Source organism: Vibrio alginolyticus NBRC 15630 = ATCC 17749 (assembly GCF_000354175.2).
In the GTDB taxonomy this organism is placed as follows: Bacteria; Pseudomonadota; Gammaproteobacteria; order Enterobacterales; family Vibrionaceae; genus Vibrio; species Vibrio alginolyticus.
In genome coordinates, this window is record NC_022349.1 from 1,706,532 (window position 1) to 1,723,150 (window position 16,619).

14 protein-coding genes are annotated in these 16,619 nt (G+C 45.5%); 8 read left to right on the plus strand and 6 right to left on the minus strand.

Features of this window, described 5'->3' with window-relative positions; translation table 11 throughout:
• Nucleotides 1–82 precede the first annotated feature (82 nt).
• Nucleotides 83–2,455 (minus strand): penicillin-binding protein 1B, encoded by a 2,373-nt coding sequence (gene mrcB / locus N646_RS07675; protein WP_017820402.1) that lies wholly within the window; start codon nt 2,453–2,455, stop codon nt 83–85.
• Nucleotides 2,448–4,916, minus strand: coding sequence for an ATP-dependent helicase HrpB (hrpB, locus tag N646_RS07680; RefSeq protein WP_017820401.1), 2,469 nt, complete (start codon nt 4,914–4,916; stop codon nt 2,448–2,450). Before hrpB ends, mrcB begins: the two co-directional genes overlap by 8 nt.
• 66 nt (nt 4,917–4,982) lie before the next feature.
• On the opposite strand from hrpB, the gene sfsA reads away from it, so the two are divergent.
• The 7 genes from sfsA (at nt 4,983) to panC (ending at nt 10,929) form a co-directional block, all read left to right on the plus strand.
• Nucleotides 4,983–5,699, plus strand: coding sequence for a DNA/RNA nuclease SfsA (sfsA, locus tag N646_RS07685; RefSeq protein WP_005380023.1), 717 nt, complete (start codon nt 4,983–4,985; stop codon nt 5,697–5,699).
• Between the two features lie 136 nt (nt 5,700–5,835).
• Nucleotides 5,836–6,282 carry an RNA polymerase-binding protein DksA gene (dksA, locus tag N646_RS07690; protein ID WP_005386584.1) on the plus strand — a complete coding sequence of 149 codons (447 nt, stop codon included), beginning with the start codon at nt 5,836–5,838 and terminating at the stop codon, nt 6,280–6,282.
• 95 nt (nt 6,283–6,377) lie between these two features.
• Nucleotides 6,378–7,241 (plus strand): tRNA glutamyl-Q(34) synthetase GluQRS, encoded by an 864-nt coding sequence (gene gluQRS / locus N646_RS07695; protein ID WP_005386586.1) that lies wholly within the window; start codon nt 6,378–6,380, stop codon nt 7,239–7,241.
• Between the two features lie 102 nt (nt 7,242–7,343).
• On the plus strand, nt 7,344–8,711 hold the full coding sequence (gene pcnB, locus N646_RS07700) for a polynucleotide adenylyltransferase PcnB (RefSeq protein WP_005386589.1): 1,368 nt from the start codon (nt 7,344–7,346) through the stop codon (nt 8,709–8,711).
• The gene (folK, locus tag N646_RS07705; RefSeq protein WP_005380007.1) at nt 8,708–9,193 is read left to right on the plus strand and encodes a 2-amino-4-hydroxy-6-hydroxymethyldihydropteridine diphosphokinase; all 486 of its coding nucleotides are present in this window, start codon (nt 8,708–8,710) and stop codon (nt 9,191–9,193) included. The genes pcnB and folK overlap by 4 nt, the downstream gene beginning before the upstream one ends.
• A gap of 24 nt (nt 9,194–9,217) precedes the next feature.
• Nucleotides 9,218–10,012: a 3-methyl-2-oxobutanoate hydroxymethyltransferase gene (gene panB, locus N646_RS07710; protein WP_005386592.1), complete on the plus strand. Its 795-nt coding sequence runs from the start codon at nt 9,218–9,220 to the stop codon at nt 10,010–10,012.
• Nucleotides 10,013–10,023: 11 nt separating this feature from the next.
• Nucleotides 10,024–10,929: a pantoate--beta-alanine ligase gene (panC, locus tag N646_RS07715; RefSeq protein WP_005380005.1), complete on the plus strand. Its 906-nt coding sequence runs from the start codon at nt 10,024–10,026 to the stop codon at nt 10,927–10,929.
• Nucleotides 10,930–10,982: 53 nt separating this feature from the next.
• On the opposite strand, the gene N646_RS07720 is transcribed toward panC, so the two are convergent.
• The 4 genes from N646_RS07720 to N646_RS07740 form a co-directional block, all read right to left on the minus strand.
• Nucleotides 10,983–11,912 carry a Kdo(2)-lipid IV(A) acyltransferase gene (locus N646_RS07720; protein ID WP_017820400.1) on the minus strand — a complete coding sequence of 310 codons (930 nt, stop codon included), beginning with the start codon at nt 11,910–11,912 and terminating at the stop codon, nt 10,983–10,985.
• A 127-nt stretch (nt 11,913–12,039) separates the two neighbouring features.
• Nucleotides 12,040–12,810, minus strand: coding sequence for an ABC transporter permease (locus N646_RS07730; protein WP_017820398.1), 771 nt, complete (start codon nt 12,808–12,810; stop codon nt 12,040–12,042).
• On the minus strand, nt 12,811–13,728 hold the full coding sequence (locus N646_RS07735; RefSeq protein WP_005380000.1) for an ABC transporter ATP-binding protein: 918 nt from the start codon (nt 13,726–13,728) through the stop codon (nt 12,811–12,813). It lies immediately after the preceding gene.
• 250 nt (nt 13,729–13,978) lie between these two features.
• On the minus strand, nt 13,979–15,649 hold the full coding sequence (locus N646_RS07740; RefSeq protein ID WP_005379997.1) for a SulP family inorganic anion transporter: 1,671 nt from the start codon (nt 15,647–15,649) through the stop codon (nt 13,979–13,981).
• 281 nt (nt 15,650–15,930) lie between these two features.
• Here N646_RS07740 and can point away from each other — a divergent pair, with 281 nt between their 5' ends.
• Complete coding sequence (gene can / locus N646_RS07745; protein ID WP_005379996.1) at nt 15,931–16,599, plus strand: carbonate dehydratase; 669 nt, start codon at nt 15,931–15,933, stop codon at nt 16,597–16,599.
• Nucleotides 16,600–16,619 lie beyond the last annotated feature (20 nt).

Here is a 16,619-nt window from a genome sequence, read left to right on the forward strand (position 1 = left end):
GCTAGCAGTACTGTACTAACACGCCCTAATATGTACTAAGAATTAATCAGATAAACAAGCTAATGTTGTTGATTTGGCGATGCTACCAATCAAATATGCTATTTAACCAGTTTGATTTCTTCTCACACTGTTGCTTTATCTGACCGGTTTTATCCCAAACCGGCAGTTTGTAATCACTACGGCAGTTCATTTCTAAACCTCCATCAGATGTAGGCTTGAACCCTAATGTGGTGATTTCTCTTGGCCATGGGAGCTCTAAGCGCTCAGGAATACGCTGCTTCAAGTACTCTGCGTACACTCGTAATGCACCACTCGACCCCGTTAGATTCACGGGTTTATTATCGTCGCGGCCTAGCCAAATTGTCGTCACCTCCCGACCATCAACACCGACAAACCAACTATCGCGGTTGTCATTACTGGTACCCGTTTTTCCTGCCAATGCAGCCCAACCAAACTGGCTTTGTAAGAAGCGGCCAGTGCCTTGAGCAACCCCTTGTTTCATCGCGTAGGTCGTTAGCCATGCAGCTTGTTCATCCACGGCTCTTGATGAACGAGGCAAGGATTGATACAGCACATTACCTTCCATATCCATGACTGAGCGCAGAGCGGTCAGTTTTGCACGCTTACCTGAATTCGTCAGAGTCTGATACATCTGTGCGACTTCGAATGGCGTCAAAGAAAACGAACCCAAAAACATCGAAGGCACTGGGCGAATTTCGTCTTTGTTCACGCCCAAACGCTCTAAAGTATTGGAGACTTCAGGAATGCCAAGTGCCATACCTAAGCGCACGGTTGGTACGTTAAGTGATTTCGCTAAAGCAATGTAAAGTGGCACATCACCACGATATTTTCTATCGTAGTTGCGCGGCGTCCACACGTTACCTTTACTGCTCTTCAGACTTAACGGCGTGTCGTGTAGCGTCGTGCCTAGGTTGTATTTATCCGGTTGTTCTAGAGCCGTTAAGTAAATCGCTGGTTTCACTAAAGAACCAATTGGACGACTGGCATTGAGCGCTCGGTTAAAGCCTTCATAACCGACACGTTTACCACCAACCATCGCACGGATTTCACCACTATGGCGATCAACGGCCACAGCAGCGGCTTCTAACTCTTTACCACCCCGTTTAGCTAGTTCTGGGATCTTTTTCGCGATAGCTTGTTCCATTTTGCTTTGCGATACTGGGTCCAGAGACGTAAATACGCGCAGTCCGGTCTCTGCTTTAAATCGCTCCCCAACTTTTTCTTTTAATTCAATGCTCAATTGTTGGAAATAAGCTGGCTGACGGCTCGCAATACGTGGCTTGCTTTGCGTATCGAGTGGACGACTTACAGCTTGTTCATACTGCTCTGAAGTCAACATGTTTTGCTGCATTAACAGGCGCAGAACGAGATCACGACGCTCTTTCGTTCTCTCAGGGTAACGAATTGGGTTGTAGTAAGACGGTCCTTTTACCATCCCAACTAACATCGCCAGTTGATCGATTCGCAACTCCTGAATTGGCTGCCCAAAATAGTAACGCGACGCCAAGCCAAACCCGTGGATCGCTTCACCTCCACTTTGACCTAGGTACACTTCGTTTAGGTAGGCTTCTAAGATACGATCTTTGCTGTAACGGTAATCCAAAATTAGCGCGATATACGCTTCTCGAACTTTACGCCACAGTGTTTTATCACGAGTCAAAAACAGGTTTTTTGCCAATTGCTGAGTCAGCGTACTACCACCTTGAACAGTACGACCCGCCTTAATGTTCGCAACCAATGCACGTGCAATCGCGAGCGGTGACACCCCGTCATGTTGATAAAAATCCCGGTCTTCGGTCGCAAGCAGTGCATCCACCAAAATTTCAGGGAACTGATCACGACGTAAGAAAAGGCGCTGTTCATCACGGTCTTTCTCCAGCATGCCCAACATCTTCGGTTCTAGGCGCAAGTAACCAAGGTCTCCTCGAGATTCTAAAGACTGAATACGTTGCAAACCGGAATCAGAGAAATGCAGCATAATGTGACGATCTGGCTCGGGACCATCGGCAAACTCGAATGGACGACGAATCAATTCAATCCGAGTGGAAGAAGAGGAATATTCGCCTGGGTAACGAGGTTGACTCACTTTACGGTAATTCAACACATCTAGCTCGTTGCGCAGTTCTTGGATGGTGATATTCTCACCAGGGCTTAGATTCAAGATACGGGCATAAACCACCGTTGGCAGCTCAAACAGCTGGCCTTCAAAGCGTTCTTTCACCACACTATCTAAGTAAATCCCAACAAACAGCAAAACAGCGGCAAGTGCAACGCCAGCTTTCCAGCTAAACGACCACAGAACTTTCAACCACGAACGTTTCTCGTTAGTCGGCTTTTTACTCGGCGTACGTCGAGTCTGTTTTGCGGCTCCTTTATTGGTTGTACTTTTCTTCGCTGGCGCTTTTTTCGCGCTAGGCTTCTTGCTGTCAGTCATTATTCAATTGTCTTTTTGTTTTCGTTGTTGCTACATGATTGGCAGGATCATCTGGCCAAACGTGTTTTGGGTAGCGCCCTTTCATCTCTTTTTGAACGTCTTTGTAGCTTCCGTTCCAGAAAGCCGCCAAGTCCGACGTTACTTGCAATGGACGTTGTGCCGGTGAAAGCAGTTCAAGCACCAAACGCTTGCGGCCAAGAGCCACCGTTGGGGAACCACTCTCCCCAAATACTTCTTGCATACGCACCGATAATATCGGCTCATGGCCATATTGGTAACGGATACGCTTCTTTGAACCTGTGGGCAGTTGGTAATGCTCAGGTAACCATTCATCCAGTTGTTGATTGAGTGGCCAACCTAATCGAGCATTAAGCGCTTCGACCAAGTTTATCTTGCTCAGGTCTTTAACCGAACTGACAGACGTCATGTATGGTTCTAACCACTCCTCTAATGAATCCAGCAAACTGACTTCATCAAACATTGGCCATGACTGCTCAGGTAACCATTCCACCGCACAACGAACCCGAGCTAACAAGCTCTCCGCTGCCGGTGTCCAGTTTAGACTCTGTAAGCCCTGGCGGCGGACATACGTGAGTAAAGCTTGTGTCATTTTTTCTTTGCCCGGGCTTGGCAACGGCTCGCGTTCAACGACCAGCAGACCGAGTTTTGTTTGTCGCTCAGCTATTAGACGGCCTCTTTTTTCATCCCAGTCCACTACTTCTTCAGACGAAAATAGCGTATCAAAGGTCGTTCGCAATATATTGACATCCAATTCACATGCCGAATGAATTTGACTTGAATTAGAATGAGAACGCATTAAGTCAACGGCAACCAAATACTCACAGCCACCTAGCATGTCTTCCTGACGACATTCTGCACCATGACCATTAGCCAAAGTAAATCGCCCAAATTGATTTGTGCGCTGCTGTGCAATGCGATCTGGAAATGCCAAACTTAACACCAGCGGTAATGCATCTTCATCCACGCCTTTCAGGTCAAATACCGTATCCAATTTGTACGCCAGAGATTGAGCACGCTTGAACAACATCGACTTTTTTGGATGAGTACCAACAAGCCAACGATGCAAGCTATAAGCGATATTGGTAACATTTCTCTCTGGCTCTTCAATCAGTGCGACCGCCGCCAAAGCAGCATTTAACATCTTATCACTGTAAGATTGCGCTTTAATTAGCATCGCAGCCGCACGAGGCTCAACGCCTAGTTCATGCGCCTGTTTTCCTTCGGACGTTAATTGCCCTTTTTCCGTCAGTAGTCCCAATGACACCAATAGCTGCTTCGCTTGTTCCAATGACGCATTAGCGGGAACATCAAGCCACTTTAGATCGTGGATATCACTCGCTCCCCAAAAGGCAAGCTCCATAACTAAACTAGCTAAATCGGAATGCAAAATTTCGGGTTGGGGAACCAGCGGTTGCTGCTTGAACTGGTTTTCAGAATAAAGACGAACACAAATGCCCTCTTCTATTCGTCCCGCTCGTCCTGCACGCTGAATCGCTGAAGACTGTGCAATGCGTGTTTGCTCTAAGCGTGTTAAACCGTTTTTCAAATCAAAGCGGGCAATACGCTCTAACCCAGAATCAACGACGAGGCGAATGCCTTCAATCGTTAGTGAAGTTTCTGCAATGTTGGTCGCTAGAACGACTTTACGCTTACCTTGTTCTGCTGGCGTAATCGCTTTTTGTTGATCTGCAAAGCTCAGTTGACCATAAAGTGGGCATACGTCGATATCATCCGCTAAATGAGACAACCGCTCTTCAACTTGTTTTATGGCACCAACACCCGGTAGGAAAGCTAACAAAGATCCAGACTCTTTGTTCATAAGACTTTCTATTGTTTTTGCCATACTCGTAGGTAAATGCTCGTTCACACCTAACGGCTGGTAGCGCATTGCCACATCAAAGCTGCGCCCTTCAGATTCAATGTAACTAGCTTCCGGCAACAACGATTGTAATGCTTGTTGGTCAAGCGTTGCCGACATTACCACCAGCTTGAGATCGTCTCGCAATGCCTCTTGAACTTCTAAACTGAATGCCAAAGCGGTATCGGCATGAATGCTGCGTTCATGAAACTCATCAAAGATCAGTAGATCAACCCCATCCAGTTCAGGGTCAGTTTGGATCATCCTGGTCATGATCCCTTCGGTCACGATCTCCAGCTGCGTTGCAGAACTTACCTTTGCCTCGCCACGAACTCGATAACCCACGCGTTGACCAACTTGTTCTCCCAATTGCTCAGCAAGATAACGGGCAATGTTACGCGCCGCGAGTCGTCTTGGCTCAAGCATGATGATTTTTCCAGCAACCGAATGATTTAAGAGTAACTGCAAAGGGAAGTAAGTCGACTTACCGGCACCAGGCGCCGCTTTTAAGATCACTTGATGTTGATTTTTGACCGCCGTCAGCAACTCAGGCATCACGGCTTCAATCGGCAATTGTGACAAAGGAAATACCTTATGGTGTAATGGTGGCAACATTGTACATAAAAAATTTTTTGTCTAAATAAGCAAATGCATTTCACACCCGCTTTAGAGTCCGCCACTCTACTCAAACGTTATAAACGCTTTCTTGCCGATATCGAGCTCGATACTGGTGAAATCCGTACAATCCACTGCGCAAATACAGGTGCAATGACGGGTTGTGCAACGCCCGGAAACAAAGTTTGGTTTTCTACTTCCGACAACCCGAAACGAAAATACCCCAATAGTTGGGAGTTGAGTGAGACCGAACAAGGCCACCGTATTTGTATCAACACCGCGCGTGCCAATCAATTAGCCGTAGAGGCTATTGAAAATAATGTCATTTCAGAGCTTTATGGTTATGACACACTTCAAACTGAGGTGAAATACGGCAATGAAAATAGCCGAATTGATATCTTGCTCAGCGCAGACGACAAGCCAAAGTGCTATATAGAAGTGAAAAGCGTCACTCTTCTTGATGAGACCGACTCTACTGGACAAGGATACTTCCCAGATGCGGTCACGACTCGGGGACAAAAACACCTGAGAGAGCTCACAGAAATGGCACAAAATGGAAGTAGAGCCATACTTTTATTCACTGTTTTACATTCAGGTATTGAAAAAGTATCCGCGGCGCACCATATAGACGCGAAATATTCACTATTACTCAAACAAGCACAAGACGCTGGAGTGGAAGTTCTCTGCTACAAAGCTGAACTGAGCGATACTGGAATGAAGCTGATTTCCGCTATTGATTTTATCAATTAAGAGAAAAAATGATGTCGTCTTCACATTGACGATAACTTTGCGATTCAGTATTTGCTTGCACCGCCTCTTTTTGCTATAGATACCCGCCTTAAATTGACTGCGTAGCAGTTGACTAGGTGTAAGTAGGAGATGCTGTATGCCAGAATCAAAGAAGAAAACGATAGGCATCCTAGCCATTGCCGGCGTGGAGCCATATCAGGAAAAACCTGGTGAAGAGTACATGTCACCAGAGCAGGTTGAACACTTTACGAAAATCTTAACAGCTTGGCGCGACCAGCTAAGAGCTGAAGTGGATCGTACTGTTCACCACATGCAGGACGAAGCAGCAAACTTCCCAGATCCAGTTGACCGCGCCTCTCAAGAGGAAGAGTTCAGCCTAGAACTGCGTAACCGTGACCGCGAACGCCGTTTGATCAAGAAGATTGAAAAGACTTTGGATAAAATCAAAGAAGACGATTTTGGCTTCTGTGAGTCTTGTGGCGTAGAGATTGGCGTTCGCCGTCTTGAAGCACGTCCAACCGCTGACCTTTGTATTGACTGTAAAACACTTGCAGAAATCAAAGAGAAGCAAATGCAAGGTTAATCACCCAGCATTATGATTGTTGAAGGGAGCTCAGGCTCCCTTTTTGTTTTGGCTATCTTCGCACCCTATTTGTTTACTAAATTCGAGATACACGCATGACACGCTATGTAGGTCGATTCGCCCCATCTCCTTCTGGTCCACTGCATTTTGGTTCACTGATTGCCGCTCTTGGCAGTTATTTTCAAGCGAAAGCACAAAACGGAGCTTGGTTAGTACGTATTGAGGACTTAGACCCACCAAGAGAAATGCCAGGTGCAGCGCAACTTATCCTAGAGGCACTCAAGGCCTATCAGCTGCATTGGGATGGAGAAGTGGTATACCAGAGCGAACGTCACGACCTTTACCAAGCTCAAATAAACAAATGGCTCGAAAATGGGGAAGCCTATTATTGCCAATGTACTCGTAAGCAAATTAAAGAGCATGGCGGTTTTTATCCTGGCACTTGCCGCGATAAAAACTTGAAAGACGGCGCGATTCGCCTAAAAATGACCAAGCCTGTCGCTCATTTCCTCGACCAAAAGCGGGGAACCATTACTATTCCAGAGCAACTCGTTAATGAAGATTTCATTATTAAACGTCGAGATGGATTATTTGCTTATAATCTTGCGGTAGTATTGGACGACATCGACCAAGGCGTCACAGAAGTCGTGCGAGGTGCAGACTTAATCGAGCCGACAGGGCGTCAAATTAGCCTGTACCAAATACTTGGTCAGCCTGAAGTTAGCTACTTGCATTTACCATTGGCGATGGACAACAACGGCAATAAATTGTCGAAACAAAATCACGCGACGGCTATTGATATAGATACACCAAAACCTACTCTATTGCGCGCCATGACATTTTTAGGTTTCGAGATACCTGAAACCGTAAGGGCGGCCAACATAGAAGATATTCTTCGTTGGGGCTGCGAAAACTGGCGCTTGGAACAGCTTCCAGCAGAGATCGAGATCACACCGTGATTCTCAAATGGCATTGTGTAGGCTATCATTAGCCGCAAATTAGGCCCTAGAGGCGTATAAAACTAACCAAAGCAAGATTGGATTAAACCCAGTTATTGCCAGATGCACATGAATACAAACGACTATACACCAAGCGAACCTGCCACAATTCCAGAGCTCGCTCTCAATGTAATAACTCGTGAAGAGCACAACATTTCGCGTAAGCAGATCAGTGATAATGCGCTGAAGGTACTGTACCGCCTAAATGGTGCTGGTTTCGATGCTTTTCTTGTGGGTGGCGGGGTTCGAGACTTACTGCTTGGACAAAAACCAAAAGATTTTGACATTGCGACCAACGCAACGCCGGAACAGATCAAACAGCTATTTCGTAACTGCCGTTTGATTGGTCGCCGCTTCCGCTTGGCTCATATTATGTTTGGCCGAGACATCATTGAGGTTGCGACATTCCGTGGTCACCACCAAGAGCAAAAGAATAAGAGCATTTCTCAGCAATCAAAAGAGGGTATGCTGCTGCGTGACAACGTCTACGGCACCATCGATGAAGATGCTGAGCGCCGTGATTTCACGATTAACTCGATGTACTACAACATCGCAGATTACTCGATTCACGACTACGCACGTGGTATTGAAGATTTAGAAGATCGCCTAATTCGACTGATTGGTGATCCAGAAACACGCTACCGTGAAGACCCTGTGCGCATGCTGCGTGCGGTTCGTTTCGCGGTAAAACTAGACTTTGATATTGAAGAAGACACCGCAGCGCCAATCGAACACATGGCACCGTTGCTCGGTGACATTCCGTCAGCGCGTCTTTTTGAAGAGTCACTCAAATTATTGCAATCCGGTCATGGCTTAGAAACCTACCACCTACTGCGTGAGTACAACCTATTCCAGCAACTATTCCCGACGATTGCAGCGCACTTTACAGAAGATTACTCCTCTCACACTGAGCAGATGTTGGATCTTGTCCTAGATTCTACCGACATGCGCATCGAAGATGGGAAACGCATCAATCCAGCATTTATGTTTGCTGCAATGCTGTGGTACCCACTGTGTGCGAAAGCCGATGAACTGATGGAAGAGCGCAACTTAGGCCATTACGACGCCATTATGGAAGCGAGCAACATCATTCTTGACGAGCAAGTTCGGACAATTGCCATTCCAAGACGCCACACCGCAACCATTCGCGAGATTTGGCAGTTACAGCTTCGTCTTCCACGACGTAACGGTAAACGTGCATTCCGTCTTATGGAGCTCAATAAATTTAGAGCTGGCTTTGATTTTCTTGAAATGCGCGGTGAAATTGAAGGTGGTGACACTCAGAAACTTGCCAAGTGGTGGGAAACTTTTCAAAATGCAGGCCGAGAAATGCGTCAAGCAATGGCTGCCGACTTAGACGGTCAATCACCGAAAACAGGCCAGCGCCGCCGTAAAACTTATCGCAAGAAAAAGAGTAAGCCCAAATCATGATTACAGCGTACATTGCGGTAGGCAGTAACTTGGCTGATCCTGTAAGCCAAGCGAAGCAAGCGATTGAAGCATTAAAAACGCTGCCTAAATCAGAGTTTGTTCAAGCTTCTTCGCTATACAGCAGCACGCCAATGGGGCCACAAAACCAACCGGATTACATCAATGCGGTTGTGTCTATTAACACCAGTTTGACGCCTATTGAATTGCTCAATTGCACACAAGCTATAGAGCAAGAACAAGGGCGTGTCCGTAAAGACGAACGCTGGGGACCAAGAACCTTGGACCTCGACATTGTGCTTTATGGCAATGAGGTGATTAATTCCGAGAGGCTGATCGTTCCTCATTATGGAATGAAAGAGCGTGAATTCGTACTCTACCCTCTTGCGGAAATTGCACCAAGTTTACAACTCCCTGATGGGACCGAGGTCTCTAAACTACTGGAACAAGTAGATAGAAACGGCCTCAGTATCTGGCAGTCATAGCCAACTCCTAGTAAGGATAAAACCATGAAAAAAATGACCATCAACGACCTAATCAAGTGGAAGCAAGAAGGTCGTAAATTTGCTACTTCAACCGCTTATGATGCGAGCTTTGCCCAACTGTTTGAAAGCCAAGAAATGCCAGTACTTCTTGTCGGTGATTCTCTAGGTATGGTTTTGCAAGGTCACAACGATACTCTACCAGTAACGGTCGATGATATCGCTTACCATACTCGTTGCGTACGCGCTGGTAGCCCAAATTGTTTGTTGATGGCAGACATGCCATTCATGAGCTACACCACGCCAGAGCAAGCTTGCGAAAATGCGGCTAAACTGATGCGTGCTGGTGCCAATATGGTAAAAATTGAAGGTGGTGACTGGCTTGTCGACACGGTGAAAATGCTCACTGAACGATCAGTTCCAGTTTGTGCTCATCTTGGTTTAACTCCTCAAGCTGTTAATATTTTTGGTGGTTACAAAATCCAAGGTCGCGATCAAGAAAAAGCAGACCGCATGGTAAAAGACGCATTAGCGCTGCAAGAAGCAGGCGCTCAAATCGTCTTACTAGAATGCGTACCAGCTGAGCTTGCTGAACGTATTACGCAAGTGCTTGACGTTCCTGTTATCGGTATTGGTGCAGGTAACGTAACAGATGGTCAGATTCTCGTAATGCATGATATGTTTGGTATTTCTGCCAACTACATGCCGAAATTCTCCAAAAACTTTCTTGCTGAAACAGGTGATATGCGCAAAGCCGTTACTAAATACATTGAAGATGTAGCCAACGGTGTATTCCCAGACGACGCTCATACCATTGCCTAGAGGATAAATGCATGCAAACTTTTGCGGAAATCTCAGCAGTTCGTGAACACCTTAAAACCTTTAAACGTGAAGGTCGTAAAGTGGCGTTTGTCCCTACCATGGGCAACCTTCACGAAGGCCACTTAACTTTAGTGCGTAAAGCACGCGAATACGCTGATATCGTTGTCGTAAGCATCTTTGTTAATCCGATGCAGTTTGATCGTGCAGACGATTTAAATAATTACCCACGCACGCTAGAGGAAGACTTAAGCAAGTTAACCTCTGAAGGGGTCGATGTGGTATTTACGCCAACACCAGAAGTTATCTACCCAGAAGGTCTGGATAAGCAAACCTTCGTCGATGTCCCTGGCCTATCAACAATTCTCGAAGGCGCGTCTCGACCAGGTCATTTCCGTGGCGTAACGACGATTGTGAATAAGCTGTTTAACATCGTACAACCGGATGTCGCGTGCTTCGGCGAGAAGGACTTCCAACAACTTGCGGTTATCCGCAAGATGGTTGATGACCTAGCAATGGACATTGAAATCATCGGTGTACCAACCGTACGTGAAATGGACGGTTTAGCAATGAGTTCACGCAATGGCTTGCTTACGCTGGACGAGCGTCAACGTGCGCCTGTACTTGCTCGTACAATGCGTTGGATCAGTAGTGCCATTCGCGGTGGCCGCGATGACTACGCATCGATCATCGAAGATGCAAGCGACCAACTTCGAGCTGCAGGTCTGCACCCTGATGAGATCTTCATTCGTGATGCTCGTACATTACAAGTGATCACACCAGAAACGACACAAGCTGTCATTCTGATGTCTGCGTTCCTAGGCAAAGCTCGTCTTATCGATAACCAAACGGTAGATATGGTTGTCGAAGCGAAGGAAGAAGCTGAATCTAACAATACAAACTCAGAGAGCGCAGAGTAAGCTCTGAGTCATAAAAGTAAAAAGGTCGACTCTTAGTCGACCTTTTTTATACTCTACGTATAGACGCAATCTAACCCTTCAGGGCGAGTTTTAAACCGCTTGTGCAGCCACATCCACGCTGGAATATCACGTTTTATCATTTTCTCAAGCTCTTGGTTCAAGATGCTTGCCGCTTTAACCGCATTACGTCTCTCGAAACGCTCGCTAATGTCTTTTCCAATGTACAGCGTGTAATGGTGATTTTTACTCACTGTAACGCCAGATATAACCGCGCACTTTGTTGCATCAATGAGAACACTAGACCCGACGGTACTCGCCGCTTGTTCAACAGCAAAAAACGGCGCAAAAACAGAATGGCTAACGCCATAATCATGGTCGGGCAAATACCAAAGTCGATGACCACTCTTCAGAACTTTGAGCATTGATTTCACGTCTTTTCGATCAATCATTTGATGTCCAAAACGAGTTCGACCTCGATGTTGAATAAACTCATAAGCAGGATTCGAATTTGGGCGATAAACGCCATAACCTTGGGCAAACCGGCTAAAAATACGAGCGGTTATCTCCAAGTTTAAATGGTGACTGCACACCACCAACACACCACGTCCATTCTTTTCCTCAGCGAGTAAACGATCTTTTCCAACAATAGAGGTTATCCGACGTATCCGCCAATCTGGCCAAAACCAGGCGATACCGGTTTCGATGATCGCCATTCCAGTATATTGAAAGTTTTTTCGTACTACGTCCTTACATTGCCAATCCGTAAAATCAGGGAAACACAGCTGGAGATTACGCAGAGCGATCTTGTGTCGGCGCTTCATTACATGCATCGCAATACAGCCGATGCTTCTACCTAAGATTCGTAATACTACGTATGGCAGTACATTAACAAGAATCGCTAAAGATCCAAATGCCAGCCATACAGACCAATATTTGGGCTTAAATAATTGATAGGAGAAAGGCGGCGGCGGGACAATATTCATAGGATCACTCATTTATTACAAATGATTGAAACCTACCATGATAAAAACCGAAAAATTGTATGGGTATGTATTGTTATGCACGCGAAAGAGCAGCATGAGTCGCTGCTCTTTGCTTTATGAGAATGGCTTAGCTTCTTAGGCCAATCCCTTTGGTTACTAGGTAATGCGCAATGGCATACAGTGCAACAACAAACACTGCAAGTACACTAAATGAAGTGACAATGCCCACATCCGAGACACCTAAAAAGCCGTAGCGAAACGCATTCACCATGTAGACGATTGGGTTGATCTTAGAAACGCCTTGCCAAAATTCAGGCAGCAGACTGATCGAATAAAAGACTCCTCCCAAGTAAGTTAAAGGAGTCAATACAAACGTAGGGATGATCGAAATATCGTCAAACGTTTTTGCGTAAACCGCATTGATCAAGCCACCGAGAGCAAATACAACCGACGTCATGAAGACAGTCGCGACAATAATGCCCCAGTGCTTCACTTGCAAATCAACGAACAAAAGTGACACACAAGTAACAATTGCACCGACCAACAAACCTCGAGTCACGCCGCCCATCACGTAGCCAGCAATAATCACATAGTTTGGTACCGGTGCCACCAGCAGTTCTTCAATGTTCTTCTGTAGCTTTGCACTAAAGAATGACGACGCCACGTTCGAGTATGAGTTGGTGATCACCGACATCATGATCAAACCTGGAACAATGTACTCCATGTAACTAAAGCCGCTCATCTCACCAATTCGAGAGCCAATAAGATTGCCGAAAATGATGAAGTACAACGTCATCGTAATGGCTGGCGGCACTAAGGTTTGCACCCAAATACGTGTAAAACGAGTGACTTCTTTGCTCAGCAAGCTGCGAAATGCCGTCCAATATAAACCGTACATTTAATTACTCCCCTCTCTTACAATGCTGACAAACAACTCTTCAAGTCGGTTGGCTTTGTTACGCATTGAGAGAACTTTAATGCCATGCTCTGTTAACTGACTGAATACCGAATTCAATCCTTGGCTCTTATCTAGTTCTATCTCTAAAGAGCCATCAACAATACTTTGTCGATTAACACCTTCAAGCTCAGGCACCTCGACTTCTGACTCAATATCCAAGATAAATGTCTCGACGCTTAGCTTACCTAGTAACGCCTTCATGGTGGTATTTTCAATCAGCTCACCACGATTAATAATGCCGATATTTCGACACAGCATCTCCGCTTCTTCTAGGTAGTGTGTCGTTAAAATAATCGTAATTCCTTGCTCTTGGTTGATCTCTTTCAGAAACCCCCACATTGAGCGGCGTAGTTCAATATCCACTCCAGCCGTTGGTTCATCTAAAATGAGTAATTGCGGCTCGTGCATCAAAGCTCTTGCGATCATTAAACGACGCTTCATCCCACCGGATAGGTTACGAGCACGCTCTTGGCGTTTTTCCCATAAATCCAATTTTTTCAGGTATTTTTCTGCTCTTTCTTTGGCTAACACTTTAGACACACCGTAATAGCCAGCTTGCTGCATCACAATTTGCTCAACGGTTTCAAACTGGTTGAAGTTGAACTCTTGTGGCACCAAGCCTAAATTCTGCTTGGCCAATTCGAGGTCGGTATCAATGTCATAACCGAAAACTTTCGTCGTTCCGGAGGTTTTATTCACTAAGGAGGAAATGATGCCAATCGTGGTCGATTTTCCTGCACCATTGGGACCCAGAAGCGCGTAGAAGTCACCCTTTTTCACTTGGAGACTTATACCTTTTAACGCCTCAAAGCCACCTGCATACGTCTTGCGCAGTTGTTCAATTTCTAATGCGTACATAAGGTCTTGATTGCCGTTTGTTTGTGATTACTAATACCGACTCATATTTAGCAGCGGTTTACTACAAAATCGCCTTGGGTATCGTATTGGAGGTCCATCAGTTTATCGTTGAATAACGATGATTACAAATAAACCTTTCGATAATATTGGAAATATAACCCTTACCTCGTAAAGGTTATCTCTGAGTAAGACAAAATAGAGCATAAAAAAACGCAACAGGACACTGTTGCGTTTTTAACTGTCAGAATGATTACGCCGTTATGCGCTGATACTGGTCTGCCTCAACATGTGCCACCGCCGCATTCAATGCTTCGTAACGGAATTGGTACATATTTTCATCAGGCACAAGGTCAATCACATGGAATTTCTCTAGCTGTTCTCGTGTTCGCTCATTCGGGCATAATAAATACACGGCACAATTGGCATCGAGAGCATCCTTAATCGCATTCTCTAACGCCAAACCGACGGTCACATCAATCATTGGTACATCCGTAAGATCGAGAATCATCACGTCATAGTCCGAAATACTAGAGTGCTGACGTGAAATGGCTTTAGAAACACTAAAGATCATCGGACCGGAAAGATAAAAGAACAGCACTTTACCATTCGCACGATCCAACAAGCCACGCTCGCTGTCAGTCAGCGGCACATCATCTTCATCCGCGTCGCTGATCGCTTTTACTTGTCGCGCCTGCTCTCGGCTCAAACGCTCGATGATGATAATGTTCGAGATAAAGACGCCTAAACCCACCGCAACGATAAGATCAACGAATACTGTAAGCAACATAACGCCATACATCACCGCCATTCCGGAAAAGCTTACCTTATGTGCCCTCTGAATAAAGCTCCAGTCTAGGATGTTAAAGCCAACATACACCGCAATGCCTGCTAACACAGCCATCGGGATTGGCTCTGTTAACCCGCCAGCAACCAGTACAACCAACGCCAACATTAGTGCACGAATCACACCAGATAATGGCGAACGAGCCCCAACTTGGATATTCGTTACCGTCCCCATGGTAGCCCCCGCCCCCGGCAGCGCACCAAACAAGCCTGAGATCATGTTAGCTAACCCTTGACCTCGCAGCTCTTTATCTGAGTCGTGTTCTTTACGAGTTAATGAGTCACCGATAACCGCCGTTAACAAAGTATCAATACAACCTAATGTGCCGAGCACTAATGCATCAATGACCATCTCGACAAACATATCTGTGTCAATATAAGGGGCGACGAGAGAAGGTAACCCAGCAGGAATTTCACCGATACGACGAATATCTTCTGTATCAAAGAGAATCACAGACAATAAAGTCACCGCGACCAATGCCACGAGCTGTGCAGGAACGTATTTACGATATTGCTTAGGGAAGAAAAAAAGAATCCCCAAAGTCAGTAGTCCCAAAAACAACTCACTGAACTTAAGGTTAGAAATGGTCTCCGGCAAAGCAGATAACGTTCCGAGTACTCCCCCTGAAGGCGCAGCATGCCCCATCAAAGGCGATAACTGCAGAATGATAAGAATCACACCAATGCCAGACATAAACCCGGAAATAACGCTATAAGGCATTAAGGTAACGTATTTACCCAGTTTTAACGTCCCCAATAGGATTTGGAACGCGCCAGCCATCATGACAACCGTGAAAGTCATAGCCATGCCCGTTTCTGGGTATTTCGCCATCATACTGGTTAATACTGCGGTCATGATTACCGTCATTGGCCCTGTCGGTTCTGATATTAACGTATTAGAACCACCAAATAACGAGGCAAACAAACCGACCATTATTGCTCCCCAAAGGCCGGCCTCAGCACCGGCTCCGGATGCAACACCAAACGCTAACGCCAGAGGGAGAGAGATAATCGCCGTGGTTACCCCGCCAAATACATCCCCTTTGAAATTGATATCTTCAAAACGACTACCGAACACTGCTGATTTTCCCTGCATTCAATTTTAAAAAGTAAAATATCACTACTTTAACGAGCTAGGCGAAAATTTAAACCATAAATAGATTAAGGCTAAATTCACACCACAAATAGTTTCACCAGATTTTACTTTTTTCTTAATGAAAACTAGTCAGATGAGTCCTATCTGACGAATATTTAACGAGATCGAAATTGTAACATTGTGTATAGTTACAACACTGATCGCTTGCATGTGCACACAAACAGCGGCAGCGATTTTGTCTTTTAAGGGAAGTAGTTTGCAAAATGCCGGAAATAAAACAGTTATTTGAAAACAATTCGAAATGGTCTCAAGAGATCAAATCTGATCGACCTGAATACTTCGCAAAACTCGCTGAGGGGCAAAAGCCTGATTTTCTTTGGATTGGCTGCTCTGATAGCCGCGTCCCTGCCGAGCGACTAACCGGACTATACTCAGGTGAACTCTTTGTTCATCGGAATGTTGCAAACCAAGTTATCCATACTGATCTCAACTGTCTATCCGTCGTCCAGTACGCCGTAGACGTTCTTAAGGTTAAACACATCATTGTCTGTGGACACTATGGATGTGGTGGCGTAAATGCAGCCATTGATAACCCTAAGCTAGGTCTTATTAATAATTGGCTGTTACATATCAGAGATATCTATTTCAAACACCGCACTTACCTAGATCAAATGCCGCAACAAGATCGAGCGGATAAACTAGGCGAGCTTAATGTTGCAGAGCAAGTGTACAACTTGGGTAACTCAACCATCCTGCAAAACGCTTGGGAGCGTGGACAAGATGTTGAAATTCATGGTGTGGTATACGGAATTGAAGATGGTCGCTTAGAGTACTTAGGCATTCGTTCTAACTCTAAGGAAACCGTAGAAGCGTCTTACCAGAAAGCTCTTTCGACGATTCTAAATACAGATAACAAGCTGCTTTGTCGCTAAGTCATATCTAAAAGTTGAAC